Origin of the sequence: Burkholderia reimsis (assembly GCF_003294055.1) — a bacterium.
GTDB lineage: Bacteria > Pseudomonadota > Gammaproteobacteria > Burkholderiales > Burkholderiaceae > Burkholderia > Burkholderia cepacia.
In genome coordinates this window covers 19,479-35,858 of sequence record NZ_QMFZ01000023.1, presented here as the reverse complement: position 1 = coordinate 35,858, position 16,380 = coordinate 19,479, and the positions used below count along the sequence as shown (strand labels likewise).

General features: G+C 67.4%; 15 protein-coding genes and 1 pseudogene. 14 read left to right on the top strand and 2 right to left on the bottom strand.

What is annotated here, in order from left to right; all coding sequences use genetic code 11:
• The first annotated feature begins 211 nt into the window (after window positions 1–211).
• The 5 genes from zwf to DPV79_RS24535 all read left to right on the top strand — a co-directional run bounded on the left by zwf (window position 212) and on the right by DPV79_RS24535 (window position 5,697).
• On the top strand, window positions 212–1,681 hold the full coding sequence (gene zwf / locus DPV79_RS24555; RefSeq protein WP_021163442.1) for a glucose-6-phosphate dehydrogenase: 1,470 nt from the start codon (window positions 212–214) through the stop codon (window positions 1,679–1,681).
• A gap of 87 nt (window positions 1,682–1,768) precedes the next feature.
• Complete coding sequence (pgl, locus tag DPV79_RS24550; protein ID WP_113046696.1) at window positions 1,769–2,449, top strand: 6-phosphogluconolactonase; 681 nt, start codon at window positions 1,769–1,771, stop codon at window positions 2,447–2,449.
• On the top strand, window positions 2,427–4,355 hold the full coding sequence (locus DPV79_RS24545; RefSeq protein WP_089439434.1) for a bifunctional transcriptional regulator/glucokinase: 1,929 nt from the start codon (window positions 2,427–2,429) through the stop codon (window positions 4,353–4,355). The genes pgl and DPV79_RS24545 overlap by 23 nt, the downstream gene beginning before the upstream one ends.
• 453 nt (window positions 4,356–4,808) lie before the next feature.
• Window positions 4,809–5,165 carry a DUF1493 family protein gene (locus tag DPV79_RS24540; RefSeq protein WP_113046695.1) on the top strand — a complete coding sequence of 119 codons (357 nt, stop codon included), beginning with the start codon at window positions 4,809–4,811 and terminating at the stop codon, window positions 5,163–5,165.
• A 73-nt stretch (window positions 5,166–5,238) separates the two neighbouring features.
• Window positions 5,239–5,697, top strand: a complete 459-nt coding sequence (locus DPV79_RS24535; protein ID WP_113046694.1) for a type VI secretion system amidase immunity protein Tai4 — start codon at window positions 5,239–5,241, stop codon at window positions 5,695–5,697.
• Window positions 5,698–5,757: 60 nt separating this feature from the next.
• Here DPV79_RS24535 and DPV79_RS24530 read toward each other — a convergent pair whose 3' ends face one another.
• The gene (locus DPV79_RS24530) at window positions 5,758–6,975 is read right to left on the bottom strand and encodes a Bcr/CflA family multidrug efflux MFS transporter (protein ID WP_113046693.1); all 1,218 of its coding nucleotides are present in this window, start codon (window positions 6,973–6,975) and stop codon (window positions 5,758–5,760) included.
• Window positions 6,976–7,230: 255 nt separating this feature from the next.
• Between DPV79_RS24530 and DPV79_RS24525 the strand changes: the two genes are divergently transcribed.
• The 9 genes and pseudogenes from DPV79_RS24525 to DPV79_RS24485 all read left to right on the top strand — a co-directional run bounded on the left by DPV79_RS24525 (window position 7,231) and on the right by DPV79_RS24485 (window position 14,859).
• Window positions 7,231–7,683: a hypothetical protein gene (locus DPV79_RS24525; RefSeq protein ID WP_113046692.1), complete on the top strand. Its 453-nt coding sequence runs from the start codon at window positions 7,231–7,233 to the stop codon at window positions 7,681–7,683.
• Between the two features lie 191 nt (window positions 7,684–7,874).
• Window positions 7,875–9,158, top strand: coding sequence for a glutamate-1-semialdehyde 2,1-aminomutase (gene hemL / locus DPV79_RS24520; protein WP_014897811.1), 1,284 nt, complete (start codon window positions 7,875–7,877; stop codon window positions 9,156–9,158).
• Window positions 9,159–9,173: 15 nt separating this feature from the next.
• On the top strand, window positions 9,174–10,295 hold the full coding sequence (gene ribD / locus DPV79_RS24515) for a bifunctional diaminohydroxyphosphoribosylaminopyrimidine deaminase/5-amino-6-(5-phosphoribosylamino)uracil reductase RibD (protein ID WP_021163449.1): 1,122 nt from the start codon (window positions 9,174–9,176) through the stop codon (window positions 10,293–10,295).
• Window positions 10,296–10,335: 40 nt separating this feature from the next.
• A pseudogene (locus DPV79_RS24510) lies at window positions 10,336–10,581 on the top strand (riboflavin synthase family protein); the annotation flags it as partial.
• Window positions 10,582–10,727: 146 nt separating this feature from the next.
• Entirely contained in the window at window positions 10,728–11,246 is a 519-nt protein-coding gene (locus DPV79_RS24505) for a DUF1993 domain-containing protein (protein WP_048024197.1), read from the top strand.
• Window positions 11,247–11,440: 194 nt separating this feature from the next.
• Window positions 11,441–12,583 carry a bifunctional 3,4-dihydroxy-2-butanone-4-phosphate synthase/GTP cyclohydrolase II gene (gene ribBA / locus DPV79_RS24500; protein ID WP_059485266.1) on the top strand — a complete coding sequence of 381 codons (1,143 nt, stop codon included), beginning with the start codon at window positions 11,441–11,443 and terminating at the stop codon, window positions 12,581–12,583.
• Between the two features lie 53 nt (window positions 12,584–12,636).
• Window positions 12,637–13,155, top strand: a complete 519-nt coding sequence (gene ribH / locus DPV79_RS24495; protein WP_011351235.1) for a 6,7-dimethyl-8-ribityllumazine synthase — start codon at window positions 12,637–12,639, stop codon at window positions 13,153–13,155.
• Window positions 13,152–13,589, top strand: a complete 438-nt coding sequence (nusB, locus tag DPV79_RS24490; RefSeq protein WP_027788132.1) for a transcription antitermination factor NusB — start codon at window positions 13,152–13,154, stop codon at window positions 13,587–13,589. The genes ribH and nusB overlap by 4 nt, the downstream gene beginning before the upstream one ends.
• 73 nt (window positions 13,590–13,662) lie before the next feature.
• The gene (locus tag DPV79_RS24485) at window positions 13,663–14,859 is read left to right on the top strand and encodes a pyridoxal phosphate-dependent aminotransferase (RefSeq protein ID WP_113046691.1); all 1,197 of its coding nucleotides are present in this window, start codon (window positions 13,663–13,665) and stop codon (window positions 14,857–14,859) included.
• Between the two features lie 124 nt (window positions 14,860–14,983).
• Here the strand turns inward: DPV79_RS24485 and DPV79_RS24480 are convergent, their stop codons facing one another.
• Window positions 14,984–16,093 carry a lytic transglycosylase domain-containing protein gene (locus DPV79_RS24480; RefSeq protein ID WP_059685614.1) on the bottom strand — a complete coding sequence of 370 codons (1,110 nt, stop codon included), beginning with the start codon at window positions 16,091–16,093 and terminating at the stop codon, window positions 14,984–14,986.
• Between the last annotated feature and the right edge of the window lie 287 nt (window positions 16,094–16,380).

Here is a 16,380-nt window from a genome sequence, read left to right as displayed (position 1 = left end):
CGCGGACGATGCGCGCCGTCAATGTCCGATAACATTCGGCACAAGGCGTTCCCGAAGGCGAAGCTCGCGCGGTTCATCGACCGCACTTCTTTTTTTCTTCACCCAGGTGCTACCCCTTGCGGCGGATTGTAGTTAAACTACAATTCAGTGTCAAAAATATTTTTATCGCACTACGGATCGCTTCCCAGCACCCCCAACACGGCGGAGACACATGCATACCGATTCCAGCTTTACCTTCGTACTTTTCGGCGGCACCGGCGATCTGTCGATGCGCAAGATCCTGCCCGCGCTGTTCGAAGCGCACCGTGCGAACATGCTGGCGGAGAGCGGCCGGATCGTCGCCGTGGCGCGTCACGAATCGGATCGTGCGGGTTATCTCGAGTGGGTCGACACGCACGTGAAACCGCACGCGGAGAAAGCCGCCGGCAAGGCGCTCGACGAAACCGCGTGGAAGTCCTTCCTCGATCGCATCGAGTACGTGAAGCTCGACCTCGGCCGTGCGGAAGACTACGTCGTGCTGCGCGACGCGATCGCATCGCTGCCCGGCATCCGCGTGTTCTATCTCGCGACGGGCCCGTCGCTGTTCGTGCCGATCTGCAAGGCGCTCGCGTCGGTCGGCCTGAACGAAGGCTCGCGCATCGTGCTCGAGAAGCCGCTCGGCTACGACCTGAAGTCGTCGAATGCGATCAACGACGCGGTCGGCGAGATCTTCGCGGAAGGCCAGATCTACCGGATCGACCACTACCTCGGCAAGGAGCCGGTACAGAACCTGCTCGCGCTACGCTTCGGCAATGCGCTGTTCGAGCCGCTGTGGCGCCGCGAATGGGTCGAGAGCATCCAGATCACGATCGCCGAGGAACTCGGCGTCGAGGCACGCGGCGATTTCTACGACAATACGGGCGCGCTGCGCGACATGGTGCAGAACCACCTGCTGCAGCTGCTGTCGATCGTCGCGATGGAGCCGCCGCATTCGATGGATTCGGATTCGGTGCGCGACGAGAAGCTGCGCGTGCTGCGCGCGCTGAAGCCGATCGATCCGCGCGACATCGGCAAGGTGGCCGTGCGCGGCCAGTATCATGCGGGCGTGATCAAGGGCGCGCAGGTGCCCGCCTACGCGACCGAGCCGGGCGTGAAACCCGACAGCCAGACCGAAACCTTCGTCGCGCTGAAGGTCGAGATCGAGAACTGGCGCTGGGCCGGCGTGCCGTTCTTCCTGCGCACCGGCAAGCGTCTGGCCGACCGCGTCGCGGAGATCGTCGTCAACTTCCGCCCGGTGCCGCACTCGGCGCTGGGGCCGACCGCGCTGCGCCCCGGTGCGAACCGTCTCGTGATCCGGCTGCAGCCGAACGAGACGATTCGCCTGTACTGCCTCGCGAAGCAGCCGGGCGAAGGGATGAACCTCGCGAGCGTGCACCTCGACCTCGCGTTCGACCAGTTCTTCAAGGAAGGGCAGATGGAGGCGTACCAGCGCCTGCTGCTCGACGTGATCAACGGCCGGCTCGCGCTGTTCGTGCGTCGCGACGAACAGGAAGCCGCCTGGCAGTGGGTCGAGCCGATCCTGAACGAATGGGCACGCACGCTGAAACCGCCGAAGCCGTATGCGGCGGGTACATGGGGGCCGGCCGCGTCGAGCGCGATGCTCGCGCAGCACGACACCTGCTGGCTCGAAGAAGAGAACTGATGTAAACGTCACCGCGCACGTCTTCGTACGCGGTGACGTGCCCCAAGATTCGTACGATTTGAACAGACAAAGCAGTCCGGAGGAGATGTGATCGAGATCCACGCTTTCGACACCCAGGAAGCGCAAAGCGAAGCGCTCGCGCGCGCCGTCGGCGATGCGCTGCGCGCCGCGCTCGCCGGCCCCGCGCGCCCGACGCTCGCCGTGTCCGGCGGCACCAGCCCGCGCCCGTTCCTGCACACGCTGTCGCACGCGGCGCTCGACTGGGCCGGCGTCGACGTGACGCTGGTCGACGACCGCTGGGTGCCGGAGGACGACGCGGCCAGCAACGCGCGCCTGGTGCGCGACACGCTGCTGCAGCACGCGGCGGCCCCTGCCCGCTTCCTGCCGCTCGTCGACACGCGCAGCACGCTCGATGCGCACGTCGCCGCGCTCAACGCGAACGCCGACTACCGCGTGCCGACCGTCGCGGTGCTCGGCATGGGCGAGGACGGCCATACCGCGTCGATCTTCGCCGACGCGCCCGAATGGGATCACGCGATCACGACGCCCGAGCGGTTCGTCGCCGTGCATCCCGGCGCCGCGCCGCATGCGCGCGTGAGCTTCTCGCTCGATGCGCTCAAGCGCGTCGACCGGCTGTTCCTGCTGATCGCGGGCGAACGCAAGCGCGCGGTGCTCGACGCCGCGGCCGCATCGCTGCAGAAGAACGCGATTTCCCAACTGGCCAACGACAAGGGGACCCAGCTCGATGTCTACTGGTGCGCAAAGTAAGGCCGTTGTCGCGGGCCAGCATGCCGACGGCCCGCGCCTGCTCGCGGACGTCGGCGGCACCAACGCGCGTTTCGCGCTGGAAACCGGCCCGGGCGAGATCACGCAGATCCGCGTCTATCCCGGCGCCGACTATCCGACGATCACCGACGCGATCCGCAAGTATCTGAAGGACGTGAAGATCAGCCGCGTGAACCATGCGGCGATTGCGATCGCGAACCCGGTCGACGGCGACCAGGTCACGATGACCAACCACGACTGGAGCTTCTCGATCGAGGCGACGCGCCGCGCGCTCGGCTTCGACACGCTGCTCGTCGTCAACGATTTCACCGCGCTCGCGATGGCGCTGCCGGGCCTGACCGATGCGCAGCGCGTGCAGGTCGGCGGCGGCGCGCGCCGCCAGAACAGCGTGATCGGGCTGCTCGGGCCCGGCACCGGGCTCGGCGTGTCGGGGCTGATTCCGGCCGACGACCGCTGGATCGCGCTCGGCAGCGAGGGCGGCCACGCGTCGTTCGCGCCGCAGGACGAGCGCGAGGATCTGGTGCTGCAGTACGCGCGCAAGAAGTTTCCGCACGTGTCGTTCGAACGCGTGTGTGCGGGCCCCGGCATGGAGATCATCTATCGCGCGCTCGCCGCTCGCGACAAGAAGCGCGTCGCCGCGACCGTCGACACGGTCGAGATCGTCGAGCGCGCGCATGCGGGCGACGCGCTCGCGCTCGAGACGGTCGAATGCTTCTGCGGGATTCTCGGCGCGTTCGCGGGCAGCGTCGCGCTGACGCTCGGCGCGCTCGGCGGCGTGTACATCGGCGGCGGCGTCGCGCTGAAGCTCGGCGAGCTGTTCACGCGCTCGTCGTTCCGCGCGCGCTTCGAGGCGAAGGGCCGCTTCACGCACTACCTCGAGAACATCCCGACCTACCTGATCACCGCCGAATACCCGGCGTTCCTCGGCGTATCCGCGATCCTCGCGGAGCAGCTGTCGAACCGCTCGGGCGGCGCGTCGTCGGCCGTGTTCGAACGGATCCGCCAGATGCGCGACGCACTGACGCCGGCCGAGCGCCGCGTCGCCGATCTCGCGCTGAACCATCCGCGCTCGATCATCAACGACCCGATCGTCGACATCGCGCGCAAGGCCGACGTGAGCCAGCCGACCGTGATCCGCTTCTGCCGCTCGCTCGGCTGCCAGGGCTTGTCGGACTTCAAGCTGAAGCTCGCCACCGGCCTCACCGGCACGATCCCGATGAGCCACAGCCAGGTGCATCTCGGCGACACGGCCACCGACTTCGGCGCGAAGGTGCTCGACAACACGGTGTCGGCGATCCTGCAGCTGCGCGAGCACCTGAACTTCGAGCACGTCGAGAACGCGATCGAGATCCTGAACGGCGCGCGGCGCATCGAGTTCTACGGGCTCGGCAACTCGAACATCGTCGCGCAGGACGCGCACTACAAGTTCTTCCGCTTCGGAATCCCGACGATCGCGTACGGCGACCTGTACATGCAGGCCGCATCGGCCGCGCTGCTCGGCAAGGGCGACGTGATCGTCGCGGTGTCGAAGTCGGGACGCGCGCCCGAGCTGCTGCGCGTGCTCGACGTCGCGATGCAGGCCGGCGCGAAGGTGATCGCGATCACGTCGAGCAACACGCCGCTCGCGAAGCGCGCGACCGTCGCGCTCGAAACCGACCACATCGAGATGCGCGAATCGCAGCTGTCGATGATCTCGCGGATCCTGCATCTGCTGATGATCGACATCCTCGCGGTCGGCGTCGCGATCCGCCGGGCGTCGACCAACGGTGAGTTGCCGGAGGCCGTCGCGCAGGCGCGCGCGCGGGCGAGCGACGACGAAACGGCCGACGTGCTCGACTGGCTGAGCCACGGCGCATCGCCGGCGGCGAAGGACGTCGCGCGGGACTGACGCTGCGGCGAAACGCCGTCGATCCACGACACCCCGAACGCTGGATTCAAGCCCGGCGTTCGGGGTGTTTTGCATGAGCGGCACCAGCGCAAACAACAGCGGCGCGACAGGCATCGACGATGCCTTCTGCCGAGGGCGCGCGTGACGTCATACGTTCGTACATCCCCACATTTTCGAACAAGTCCAATTGTCAGCGGTTGTCCCGGCTCGGTCACTTCCTTCACTCCGCGTGATGCCGCCATCCCGGTCCGACGCGAGAAATGACGCGTTTCTCACAGAACCCCGATTGGCATCGACAGCATCACGTTCATCCAGTTTGCGGAGAGCGATATGCCTGGACCACGTTTTTCAGCTGCATGGCTGGGTCGTTGCTGCCAAGGATGTCACGATGATCAGCATTCGTTCCGTGTCGCGCTATTACGCGCTTGTTAAGCCTGAAGACAAGGTATTCTGATGAACCAGTTTACATGGAACGAGTTGGAGGGTTTTGTGAGAAGGGAGGCCTGCGTTAGTGCCAAGAAAATTCTCACAAAAGGTCATGCCATCGAGGGTGATTTGGATATCACTGGCGACGATGCGGTCGAGTTTATGGAGCGCTTCTTCGATAAATTTCCAGTGCAAGTTGGAGATTTTGAGTTCAATCGCTACTTCTCAGGAGAGGGCTTTAGCTTGATTGAAGTGGCGCGGATGGCTTTCTCCAGAAAACGCCGAGAAAAATATGACAAAGTGCCACTGACTCTAGGCATGCTCTATCAGGCTATTTTGGATGGAGAGTGGAACAATCAACGCTTGGAAAGCCTGCCGCGCTGATTGCACCTCGCCAAATAGACCGGTTCATCTTTTAGGCGATGTGTTGGATCTGTGCATACTTCTGGAGTCTGCCATGAGACAAAATCCGCTGCTCCGGTGTGTGATGTTCTGGGCATTGATGTTCGCGGTACAACCCAGCCATGCCACGGATACGTCGTCGCCACAGGCCGGCGCCCGAACCTACGCGCAGAACTACAAGGACATGATGCTCGCCGAATGCATCGCGACCGCTTATCGGAATGAACCGTCCGCTGCGATGGACGCGGGAAGCAGCGCCAGTGCGCTAATGGATTGGACCGACTTCGATCTGGAACGGAACCCCGACGCGGGCAAATCGCTGGTCAATCGTTTTCTTGCTCGCGACTATCGCAATCCGGTCGTCGAATCCGAAATCAAGGGCGTGCGGTTTGATTTTCTGAAATGCCTGGATCTGTATCACAGTCGGGAACTCGATGCGCAGGTCAAACGGTTCGTGATCAACCCGAAGCGCAGCTATCGACTCGACAATCGCTCGTCAGACCGTTCAAAGTGATGCAGAGGTGGGAAGTTCAAACCCGTCCACCGCCCTCCTCCGCCAGTTCCGCCCCGCCGCTCAAGCGCCCGCCTTCACCGGCCGTCCGTGCCAGCGCAGCACCAGATAGCGCCCGACGAAACACAGCACGCCGGTGACACCGATCGTCACGCCCATCGCGAACGGCGTGCCGTCCGCGAGTGCGCCGATCGCGACGCTCGCCAGCGCGCCGAGCGCAAGCTGCATCGCGCCGAACACCGCCGCCGACGCGCCCGCATTGTGCGGATAACGATGCATGAGGTCGGTCGTGCAGTTCGCGGACAGGATCCCGACCACGCCGACGACGAAGAACAGGCACACGACGATCGACCACAGCCCGCCCACCCCCGTCAGCGCGACGAACGCGACCGCGAGCGACGCGATGCAGCTCACGAGCGACGCGGCCGCGATGATGCGCAGCGAACCGACGCGGCCGACCAGCCGCGTGTTCGTGAAGTTGCCGATCATGATGCCGACCACGTTCAGGCCGAACAGCAGCCCGTAGTGCTGCGGCGACACGTGGAAATACTCGATGTAGACGAACGGTGTCGCGGTGATGTACGAGAACATCGACGCGAACGCCATCCCGCCGCACAGCATGTGCCCCCATGCGACGGGATCGGACAGGATGCGCCCGTACGACGCGAACGACGCGAGCACGGCCGCGCTCTTGCGCCGCTCCTTCGGCCAGGTTTCGGGTACGCGCAGGTACGCGGTCGCCGCGCACACCGCGCCGAACACGGCCAGCACGACGAACACGCCGCGCCAGCCCGAGAAACGCAGGATCTGCCCGCCGATCAGCGGCGCCAGCAGCGGCCCGACCGCGGTGACGATCGCGACCATCGACAGCACCTTCGCCGCGTCGGTCGGCTCGTGCGCGTCGCGCGCGATCGCACGCGACAGCACCGACGCCGCGCCGGCGCCGAGCGCCTGCAGGAAGCGCACGAGGATCAGCATGTCGATCGAGTTCGACAGGAAGCAGCCGATGCTCGCGAGCGTAAATAGCGCGATGCCGCCGAGCAGCACGGGACGGCGACCCCACGTGTCGGACAGCGGGCCGTACAGCAGCATGCCGACCGAAAAGCCGGCCATGAAGCTCGTCAGCGTGCGCTGCGCGGCGCCGGGGCTGACGGAGAAGCCGTCGGCGATCGACGGCAGGCTCGGCAGGTACATGTCGGTAGCGATCGGCCCGCAGGCGGCGAGCGCGCCGAGCAACAGGATCAGCCGGGCATCGGGCCGGCGCCGGACGACGTGAGACATGGGTATCCGGAATGAAGCGCCGCGCGCATCGGGGCACGCGTGGTGGTGAAGACGGGAGACCGCGCCGCGAACGGCGCGCTCGGGCCCATGATTGTACGCGCAACTTTTTTTCGTGCCGCCGGCCCGGCGCGCGACCGGCGGAAAAACACCGGCGCGGCGCCCGCCGCGCGGGATCGCGAGCAGGGATTCGATTAAGCTTGCAGCGCCTCACTCACCTATTGTCTGATCCATCCAATTCGACGCACGACCGAACCGATGACCGCTTTCCTGTTGATCTGGAGCCCCAAGAAATGGCCGTGGCCCGAACTGCCCGACGTCGCCGCGCGCGTGAAGGCCGGCGAGGCCGTGCATGACGTGTGGGGCTGCGGCTTCGCGCGCGGCATCCTGCCGGGCGACCGCGTGTTCCTGCACCGCGTCGCGAAGGAGCCCAAGGGCGTGTTCGGCTCCGGCTACGTGACGCGCGCGCCGTACGAGGTACCCGATCCGGCGGCGAAGCGCGGCTACCGGCTGTGCATCGACTTCGTCTACGACTGGCTGGTCGACGCGCACCAGGACGTCGTGATCCCGCGCGACGCGCTGCGCGTGCATCCGTACTCGGTACAGACCTGGGATGCGCAAAGCTCCGGCACCGTGATCAAGCCGATGGTCGAAGGCCCGCTCGAGAAGCGCTGGGCCGAGCTGACCGGCAAGCGCAAACCGCCGCGATAACCGAAGCGGCCGCCGCGCCGCATCTGCCCCTCCTTTCCGGCCCCGGCCCGCGCAACCCCGCACGCGCCGAAAGGCCGCGGACCGCGCCGCGGGCCCGCCGCGCGCGTCTCCGGTACAATCGGACGATCGTTCCGCCCAGGCGCCGCGGCCCGTGCACAGGCCCCCGCGCCCTTCTCTCGCAGGTTTCGCTCATGTCCAACAATCAGATCCTCTTCGAACGCGCCCAGAAGACCATTCCCGGCGGCGTCAACTCGCCGGTGCGCGCATTCCGTTCGGTCGGCGGCACGCCGCGCTTCGTCGCGCGCGCGCAAGGCCCGTATTTCTGGGATGCCGACGGCAAGCAGTACATCGACTACATCGGCTCGTGGGGCCCGATGATCGTCGGCCACGTCCATCCGGAAGTGCTGTCGGCCGTGCAGAACGTGCTCGCCGACGGCTTCTCGTTCGGCGCGCCGACCGAAGCCGAGATCGAGATCGCCGAGGAAATCTGCAAGCTCGTGCCGTCGATCGAGCAAGTGCGGATGGTGTCGAGCGGCACCGAGGCCACGATGAGCGCGCTGCGCCTCGCGCGCGGCTTCACGGGCCGCAGCCGGATCGTCAAGTTCGAGGGCTGCTACCACGGCCACGCGGACAGCCTGCTCGTGAAGGCCGGCTCGGGCCTGCTGACGTTCGGCAACCCGACGTCGGCCGGCGTGCCCGCCGACATCGCGAAGCACACGACCGTCCTCGAATACAACAACGTCGCCGCGCTCGAGGAAGCGTTCGGCGCGTTCGGCGACGAGATCGCCGCCGTGATCGTCGAGCCGGTCGCGGGCAACATGAACCTCGTGCGCGGCACGCCGGAATTCCTCAACGCGCTGCGCGCACTGTGCACGAAGCACGGCGCCGTGCTGATCTTCGACGAGGTGATGTGCGGGTTCCGCGTCGCGCTCGGCGGCGCGCAGGCGTACTACGGGATCACGGCCGACCTCACCTGCCTCGGCAAGGTGATCGGCGGCGGGATGCCGGCTGCTGCCTTCGGCGGCCGCCGCGACATCATGGCCCACCTCGCGCCGCTCGGCGGCGTCTACCAGGCCGGCACGCTGTCGGGCAACCCGATCGCGGTCGCAGCAGGGCTGAAGACGCTGCAGCTGATCCAGGCGCCGGGCTTCTACGACGCGCTCACCGCGCAGACGAAGCGTCTCGCCGACGGCCTCGCGGCCGAAGCGCGCGCGGCCGGCGTGCCGTTCGCGGCCGACTCGATCGGCGCGATGTTCGGCCTCTACTTCGCCGAACGCGTGCCGACCAGCTTCGCCGAAGTCACGAAGAGCGACACCGAGCGCTTCAACCGCTTCTTCCACCTGATGCTCGACGAAGGCGTGTATTTCGCGCCGTCCGCGTACGAGGCCGGCTTCGTGTCGAGCACGCACGACGACGCGGTGATCGACGCGACGCTCGCGGCCGCGCGCCGCGCCTTCGCGGCACTCGCTGCCTGACCCGGGGCCGCGCGCATGTTCTCGGATATCGATTTCGCCCACATGCAGCGTGCGCTCGCGCTCGCCGCGCGCGGCATGTATACGACGGCACCGAACCCGCGTGTCGGCTGCGTGATCGTCAAGGACGGCGACGTGATCGGCGAAGGCTTCACGCAACCGGCCGGCCAGGATCACGCGGAGGTCCAGGCACTGAAGGACGCGCGCGCACGCGGCCACGACGTCGCGGGCTCGACCGTCTACGTCACGCTCGAACCGTGCAGCCATTTCGGCCGCACGCCGCCGTGCGCGAACGCGCTGATCGACGCGCGCGTCGCGAAGGTCGTCGCCGCGATGGAAGACCCGAACCCGCAGGTATCGGGGCGCGGCCTCGGGATGCTGCGCGACGCCGGCATCGACGTACGCTGCGGGCTGCTCGCGCATGAAGCGGGCGAACTGAACATCGGCTTCGTGTCGCGGATGACACGCGGCCGCCCGTGGGTGCGGATGAAGACCGCCGCGTCGCTCGACGGCCGCACCGCGCTGCCGTCCGGCGAAAGCCAGTGGATCACCGGCGAGGCCGCGCGCCTCGACGGGCATGCGTGGCGCGCGCGCGCCTGCGCGATCCTGACCGGCATCGGCACCGTGCGCGAGGACAACCCGCTGCTGACCGTGCGCGGGATCGACACGCCGCGCCAGCCGCAGCGCATCCTGGTCGACAGCCGCCTCGACCTGCCGCTCGACGCGCGGCTGCTCGAAGGCGCGCCGCTGCTGATCTTCTGCGGCCGGCTCGACGCCGCCGGCGAAGTGCGGGCGAAGGTGCTGAAGGCACGCGGCGCGGAAATCGTGCCGCTCGCGAATGCGCACGGCAAGGTCGACCTGCCCGCGATGCTGGCGGCGCTCGGCGCACGCGGCGTCAACGAGCTGCACGTCGAGGCCGGCCACAAGCTGAACGGCTCGCTGCTGCGCGAACAGTGCGTCGACGAGTTGCTCGTCTATCTCGCACCGAGCCTGCTGGGCGCCGATGCGGCCGGCATGTTCGACCTCGCCGCGCCGGCGAGCCTCGATGCGCGCACGCGGCTGTCGTTCCACGGGGTCGAGCGGGTCGGCGACGATCTGCGGATCCTCGCGCGCTTCACGCCGACGGACGCCGCGCACTGAACGGGATCGTCGCGATGTTCACCGGAATTGTCGCGGCCGCATCGAATCGATCCGGCCGCTCGGCGCGTCGGCCGACGCCGGCGTGCGCCTGAACGTGCCGGCCGGCGGGCTCGACCTCGCCGATGTCGCGCTGGGCGGCAGCATTGCGATCCAGGGCGCGTGCATGACGGTGATCGACAGGAGCGACACCGCGTTCGACGTCGACGTGTCGCGCGAAAGCCTGAACCGTACGGTCGGCCTCGCCCACCCCGGCGAAGTGAGCCTCGAGAAGGCGCTGCGCGCGCACCGGCCCGCCCGCCGGCGCCATCGGCCGAACGGCCAACGACGCGCACGGGTCATGCGGTCGCGCTAAGATGCGTCGACAGCGGTTTCGATACCGCAATGCACGACGCGCCGCGTAGCGGCCGCCCTCTTCCTCAAGGAGTCGTCCCCATGTCCATCTCGATGTACCAGGCTTCGCTGCCCGTGCTGATCCGCGGCCTGACCAATCTTCAGCACATTCTCGGCAAGGCGCAGGCGCATGCGGCCGAAAAGCAGATCGATCCGTCGGTGTTCGTCGGCGCCCGCCTGTACCCGGACATGCTGCCGCTCGTCCGCCAGGTCTATATTGCGACCGACACGGCCAAGGGCTGCGCCGCGCGCCTCGCCGGCGCCGAGATCCCGAGCTATCCGGACGTCGAGCAGACCTTCGACGAACTGCACGCACGCATCCAGAAGACGATCGACTACCTGAAAAGCTTCGACGCCGCGCAGATCGACGGCAGCGAGACGCGCCAGATCGTGCTGAAGATGCGCGTCGGTCCGATCGAGTTCACCGGCGAGTCGTACCTGCTGAATTTCGTGCTGCCCAATTTCTTCTTCCACGTGACGACCGCGTACGACATCCTGCGCCACAGCGGCGTCGAGCTCGGCAAGCTCGACTACCTGGGCGGGCGCGACCAGCAAGCCTGACGCGCGGCCGGGCAAGGCCCGGCCCGCCACCGTCCGCACCGCGCGTGCAGGCAACGCGCGGCGGGCCGGCCGGGCCTGCCGCGCAGGCCGGCCGCGGCGCTTTCCGGAGCGCTTGCCGGCGGCGCGCGGCCCCTGCCAGCCGAAACGCCGTCCGGCTGGCGTAAAATACGCACTTTCCTCTTTCTCGCCCCCTTATGACGCTCGCCTCCACGCTCGACATCATCGCCGAGCTGAAAGCCGGCCGGATGGTGATCCTGGTCGACGAAGAAGATCGCGAAAACGAGGGCGACCTCGTGATCGCCGCCGAATTCGTCACACCGGAAGCGATCAACTTCATGGCCAAGTACGGCCGCGGCCTGGTTTGCCTGACGTTGACGCAGGAACGCTGCAAGCAGCTGCACCTGCCGCTGATGACCTACCGCAACGGCACGCAGTACGGCACCGCGTTCACGGTCAGCATCGAAGCGGCCGAAGGCGTGACGACCGGCATCTCGGCCGCCGACCGTGCGCACACGATCGCCACGGCGGTCGCGCACGACGTGCGCCCCGAGCACATCGTGCAGCCGGGCCACGTGTTCCCGATCATGGCGCAGCCGGGCGGCGTGCTCGTGCGCGCGGGCCACACCGAGGCCGGTTGCGACTTCACCGCGCTCGCCGGCCTCACGCCGGCCGCGGTGATCTGCGAGATCATCAAGGACGACGGCACGATGGCGCGCCTGCCCGACCTGATCGAATTCGCGCAGGAGCACAACCTGAAGATCGGCACGATCGCCGACCTGATCCAGTACCGCAGCCGCACCGAATCGATCATCGAGCGGATCGCCGAGCGTACGATGCAGACCGCGCACGGCACGTTCCGCGCGGTGCTGTACCGCGACCAGCCGAGCGGCTCGCCGCACATCGCGCTGGTGCGCGGCGCGCCCGCGCCCGACGCCGATACGCCGGTGCGCGTGCACGAGCCGCTGTCGGTGCTCGACCTGCTCGAAACGGGCGTGTCGACGCACTCGTGGACGCTCGACGCCGCGATGCGCGAGATCGCGGAGCGCGACCTCGGCGTGATCGTGCTGCTCAACTGCGGCGACACGAAGGAACACCTGATCGACGTCTTCAAGGCGTTCGACGAGGAAGAAAAGGCCGCTGTGCTGAAGCGCCGGCCGGTCGATTTCAAGACGTTCGGCATCGGCGCGCAGATCCTGCGCGATGTCGGCGTCGGCAAGATGCAGGTGCTGTCGAATCCGCGCAAGCTGGGCAGCATGTCCGGCTACGGCCTGGAAGTCACGGGCTTCATTCCGATGCCCGGCGGCGAAGCCAAGTCCTGCCCGGCGTCCAACGCGTAACCCGCCACGGCGCTTTCGCCCTATAACCGTTCATCCACACCACGGACAAGATCATGGAAATCGGACAATACCAACCGAATCTCGAAGGCGACGGCCTGCGGATCGGCATCGTGCAATCGCGCTTCAACGAGCCGGTGTGCAACGGCCTCGCCGACGCGTGCGTCGAGGAACTGGAACGCCTCGGCGTCACCGGTGAAGACGTGCTGCTCGTGTCGGTGCCCGGCGCGCTGGAAATCCCGCTCGCGCTGCAGAAGCTCGCGGAAAGCGGCCAGTTCGACGCGCTGATCGCGCTCGGTGCGGTGATTCGCGGCGAGACCTACCACTTCGAACTCGTGTCGAACGAGAGCGGCGCGGGCATCACCCGCATCGGCCTCGACTTCAACCTGCCGATCGCCAACGCGGTCCTGACGACCGAAAACGACGAGCAGGCCGTCGCGCGCATGACCGAAAAGGGTCGTGATGCCGCACGCGTCGCCGTCGAGATGGCCAACCTGACGATGGCGCTCGACCAGCTCGGCGATGACGACGAGGACGAAGAGGAAGACGAAGACGACGAAGAGGAGCGCGCATGAAGAAGAGCGCCCGCCGACAATCGCGCGAGCTGGCGACGCAGGGGCTGTACCAGTGGCTGCTGTCGAACGCGTCCTCCGGCGAGATCGACGCGCAACTGCGCGGCGCGCTCGGTTACGACAAGGCTGACAAGGAGCTGCTCGACGCGATCCTGCACGGCGTGATCCGCGAGCACACCACGCTCGTCGAAGCGCTGACGCCGTCGCTCGACCGCCCGATCGACCAGTTGTCCCCGGTCGAACGCGCCGTGCTGCTCATCGCGACGTTCGAGCTCACGCACCACGTCGAAACGCCGTACCGTGTGATCATCAACGAAGCAGTCGAACTCGCGAAGACGTTCGGCGGCTCCGACGGCTACAAGTACGTGAACGGCGTGCTCGACAAGCTCGCCGCGAAGCTGCGCCCCGCCGAAACGCAGGCGCGCCGCAACGGCTGATACCGTTTGGTCCGGAACGGGCGCGCATGCGCCCGTTTTTTCTTTCGTCACGCCCCCTCCCCCTGCCCGCCCGATGAATACCGCCACCGATTCGCTCGTCAAGCTCGCCGCACGCGTCGACGCGATCCAGCCCTTCTACGTGATGGAACTGATGAAGGAGGCACAGCGTCTCGAGTCCTCCGGGCGCGATGTTATCCACATGGGCATCGGCGAGCCGGATTTCACCGCGCCGGAGCCGGTTGTCGAAGCAGCTGCGGCCGCGCTGCGCCGCGGCGTCACGCAATATACGAGCGCGCTCGGCATTGCACCGCTGCGCGAAGCGATCGCCGCGCATTACGCGCGTGCCTACGGCCTCACGATCAGCCCGGAGCGGATCGTCGTGACGGCCGGCGCGTCGGCTGCGCTGCTGCTCGCGTGCCTCGCGCTCGTCGGGCGTGACGACGAGGTGCTGATGCCCGACCCGTCGTATCCGTGCAACCGGCACTTCGTCGCGGCGGCCGAAGGCCGCGCGGTGCTCGTGCCGAGCGGCCCGGACGCACGCTTCCAGCTCACCGAGGACGACGTCCGCACGCGCTGGGGCGGCCGCACTCGCGGTGTGCTGCTCGCATCGCCGTCGAACCCGACCGGCACGTCGCTCGAACCGGACGAGCTGAAGCGGATCGTCGAAGCCGTGCGCGCACGCGGCGGTTTCACGATCGTCGACGAGATCTACCAGGGACTCAGCTACGACGCGGCGCCCGTGTCGGCGCTTTCATTCGGCGACGACGTCGTCACCGTGAACAGCTTCTCCAAGTATTTCAGCATGACGGGCTGGCGGCTCGGCTGGCTGGTCGTGCCGCCCGCGCTGGTCGGCACGTTCGAGAAGCTGGCGCAGAACCTGTTCATCTGCCCGTCCGCGCTCGCGCAGCACGCGGCGCTCGCCTGCTTCGAGCCGGCGGCGCTCGACATCTACGAAGCGCGCCGGCTCGAATTCAAGCGCCGCCGCGATTTCATCGCACCGGCGCTGGAACGGCTCGGCTTCACAGTGCCCGTGATGCCGGATGGCGCGTTTTATGTGTATGCGCACTGCGGCGGCGTCGCCCACCCGGCGGCCGGCGACAGCGCCGCGCTCACGACGGCGATGCTGCACGACGCGGGCGTCGTGCTGGTGCCCGGCATGGACTTCGGTGTCCATGCGCCGCGCGACTATATCCGCCTGTCCTATGCGACGGCCTACTCGCGGCTCGAGGAAGCAGTCGAACGGCTCGCGGCGTTGTTCGGGCAGCACTGAGCCTCGACTGAGCCTCGGCCGGCACGCCGGCGGCTTCTCGCGCCGCAAAAAGCAAAAGGCACCCTGATCGGGTGCCTTTTTCATGTCCTGCCGGCGGAACCGAGCAGTGCGCTAGCGCCGGGCGTTACGCGCCGAGCTCCGAACGGTCGCCGTGCGACTTCGCGGTATCGACGCTCGCGTCGTCCTGCGGCGCGGCTTCCTTCGATGCCGCCGACTTCGCCGACGTCGTGGTTTCGAGCGTCGCATGCACGCGCTTCGCGCCGCCCGCTGCCGCCGTCACGGCGGCGGCCGTGACGATCGGCTTCGCCGGCGCCTGCGGCGCGTTGACCGGCACGCTGCGGCCGTGCGACACGTCGCGCAGGCGACCGCGCTCGGCCATCACCTTCGCGCCGTATGCGGTGTCGTCCGGGTTCGTCGAGCCGTTGTACAGGCGCAGGCCGTTCGCGAGCGAACCGCCACGTGCAATGCAGTCCTTCAGCACGAGCGCACCGACCTGGAGGTTCGCGAGCGGCTGCAGTGCGGTATCGGTGCCGCCGAAATACTCGAACTTGTCGGAATGGACCTTCGACATGACCTGCATCAGGCCCTTCGCGCCGACGCCGCTTTCGGCGTACGGGTTGAAGCCCGATTCGATCGCCATCACGGACAGCAGCAGCAGCGGATCGAGGCCGACGTCACGGCCGGTCTGGAACGCAGCCTTGACGAGCTGGCCGAGCGGCTCCTGCGCGACGCGGTAACGGCGCGACAGGTAGGTCGCGACCAGCGCCTGCTCGCGATTCGACGCGAGCGCACGGTCGTCACGCGCATCGGCCGCCACGCGCTGGGTCGGGATCAGCTTCGCCAGCGCAACGGGCGACGGGCCGTTGCGGGCGGGATCGGATGCATCGCCCTGCGCGTTGGCTTCCGGTGCGACGTCGAGGCCGACCGCAAGCGCGTCCGTTTCTGGGCTGTCTTCCTGCTGCGGCTGCGCGCCGGCGGGCGCGAAGTTCGGCAGCGGATGGCCGGTCAGCAGACGGGCCGGGCCGGCTTGCACGGCCGCGGATACGACCGGCATCAGCTTCGCGGCAAGCGTGCCGCGCACGGTTGGCAGCAGCCACAGTGCGAGTGCAACCGCGACCGCGAGACAGCCGACAACGCTGAATAGATGGTGACTGACACGCGTCCCGCGACGCAGCATGCTGCGCACGAATTGCGCATGCTGCTCACTAGGACGCCACGATAACCAAGCGTTCATTCAGATCATCTCCCATGAACATGACTCGTGCGGCTCGCTCAGCTCGATGGCGAGACAGGTAACGCGCCGCGGAATCACGACGCCGCACGCCTTGGTCGGGGCGTGCAGACATCGGGGAAACGGTATAAGTACCGTTCGAGGCCACGGTGTAAGAGGGCCGGCACCTTCGCACACTGGGCGAGGCGGGCATACGCGGTGGCACCCACGCAAAAAACCAGCGTCTGGTGGCGCTGGCTGAGACTACGACTAAGGCCGTCGGATACGCCGTGCAGGTATCGGCGGACGGT

Bases quoted from the DNA above. Each gene is read 5' to 3' on its own strand.
- zwf (WP_021163442.1), top strand. From the start codon at position 212: ATGCATACCGATTCCAGCTTTACCTTCGTACTTTTCGGCGGCACCGGC.
- DPV79_RS24545 (WP_089439434.1), top strand. From the start codon at position 2,427: ATGTCTACTGGTGCGCAAAGTAAGGCCGTTGTCGCGGGCCAGCATGCC.
- DPV79_RS24540 (WP_113046695.1), top strand. From the start codon at position 4,809: ATGAACCAGTTTACATGGAACGAGTTGGAGGGTTTTGTGAGAAGGGAG.
- DPV79_RS24535 (WP_113046694.1), top strand. From the start codon at position 5,239: ATGAGACAAAATCCGCTGCTCCGGTGTGTGATGTTCTGGGCATTGATG.
- DPV79_RS24530 (WP_113046693.1), bottom strand. From the start codon at position 6,975: ATGTCTCACGTCGTCCGGCGCCGGCCCGATGCCCGGCTGATCCTGTTG.
- DPV79_RS24525 (WP_113046692.1), top strand. From the start codon at position 7,231: ATGACCGCTTTCCTGTTGATCTGGAGCCCCAAGAAATGGCCGTGGCCC.
- hemL (WP_014897811.1), top strand. From the start codon at position 7,875: ATGTCCAACAATCAGATCCTCTTCGAACGCGCCCAGAAGACCATTCCC.
- ribD (WP_021163449.1), top strand. From the start codon at position 9,174: ATGTTCTCGGATATCGATTTCGCCCACATGCAGCGTGCGCTCGCGCTC.
- DPV79_RS24505 (WP_048024197.1), top strand. From the start codon at position 10,728: ATGTCCATCTCGATGTACCAGGCTTCGCTGCCCGTGCTGATCCGCGGC.
- ribBA (WP_059485266.1), top strand. From the start codon at position 11,441: ATGACGCTCGCCTCCACGCTCGACATCATCGCCGAGCTGAAAGCCGGC.
- ribH (WP_011351235.1), top strand. From the start codon at position 12,637: ATGGAAATCGGACAATACCAACCGAATCTCGAAGGCGACGGCCTGCGG.
- nusB (WP_027788132.1), top strand. From the start codon at position 13,152: ATGAAGAAGAGCGCCCGCCGACAATCGCGCGAGCTGGCGACGCAGGGG.
- DPV79_RS24485 (WP_113046691.1), top strand. From the start codon at position 13,663: ATGAATACCGCCACCGATTCGCTCGTCAAGCTCGCCGCACGCGTCGAC.
- DPV79_RS24480 (WP_059685614.1), bottom strand. From the start codon at position 16,093: ATGAACGCTTGGTTATCGTGGCGTCCTAGTGAGCAGCATGCGCAATTC.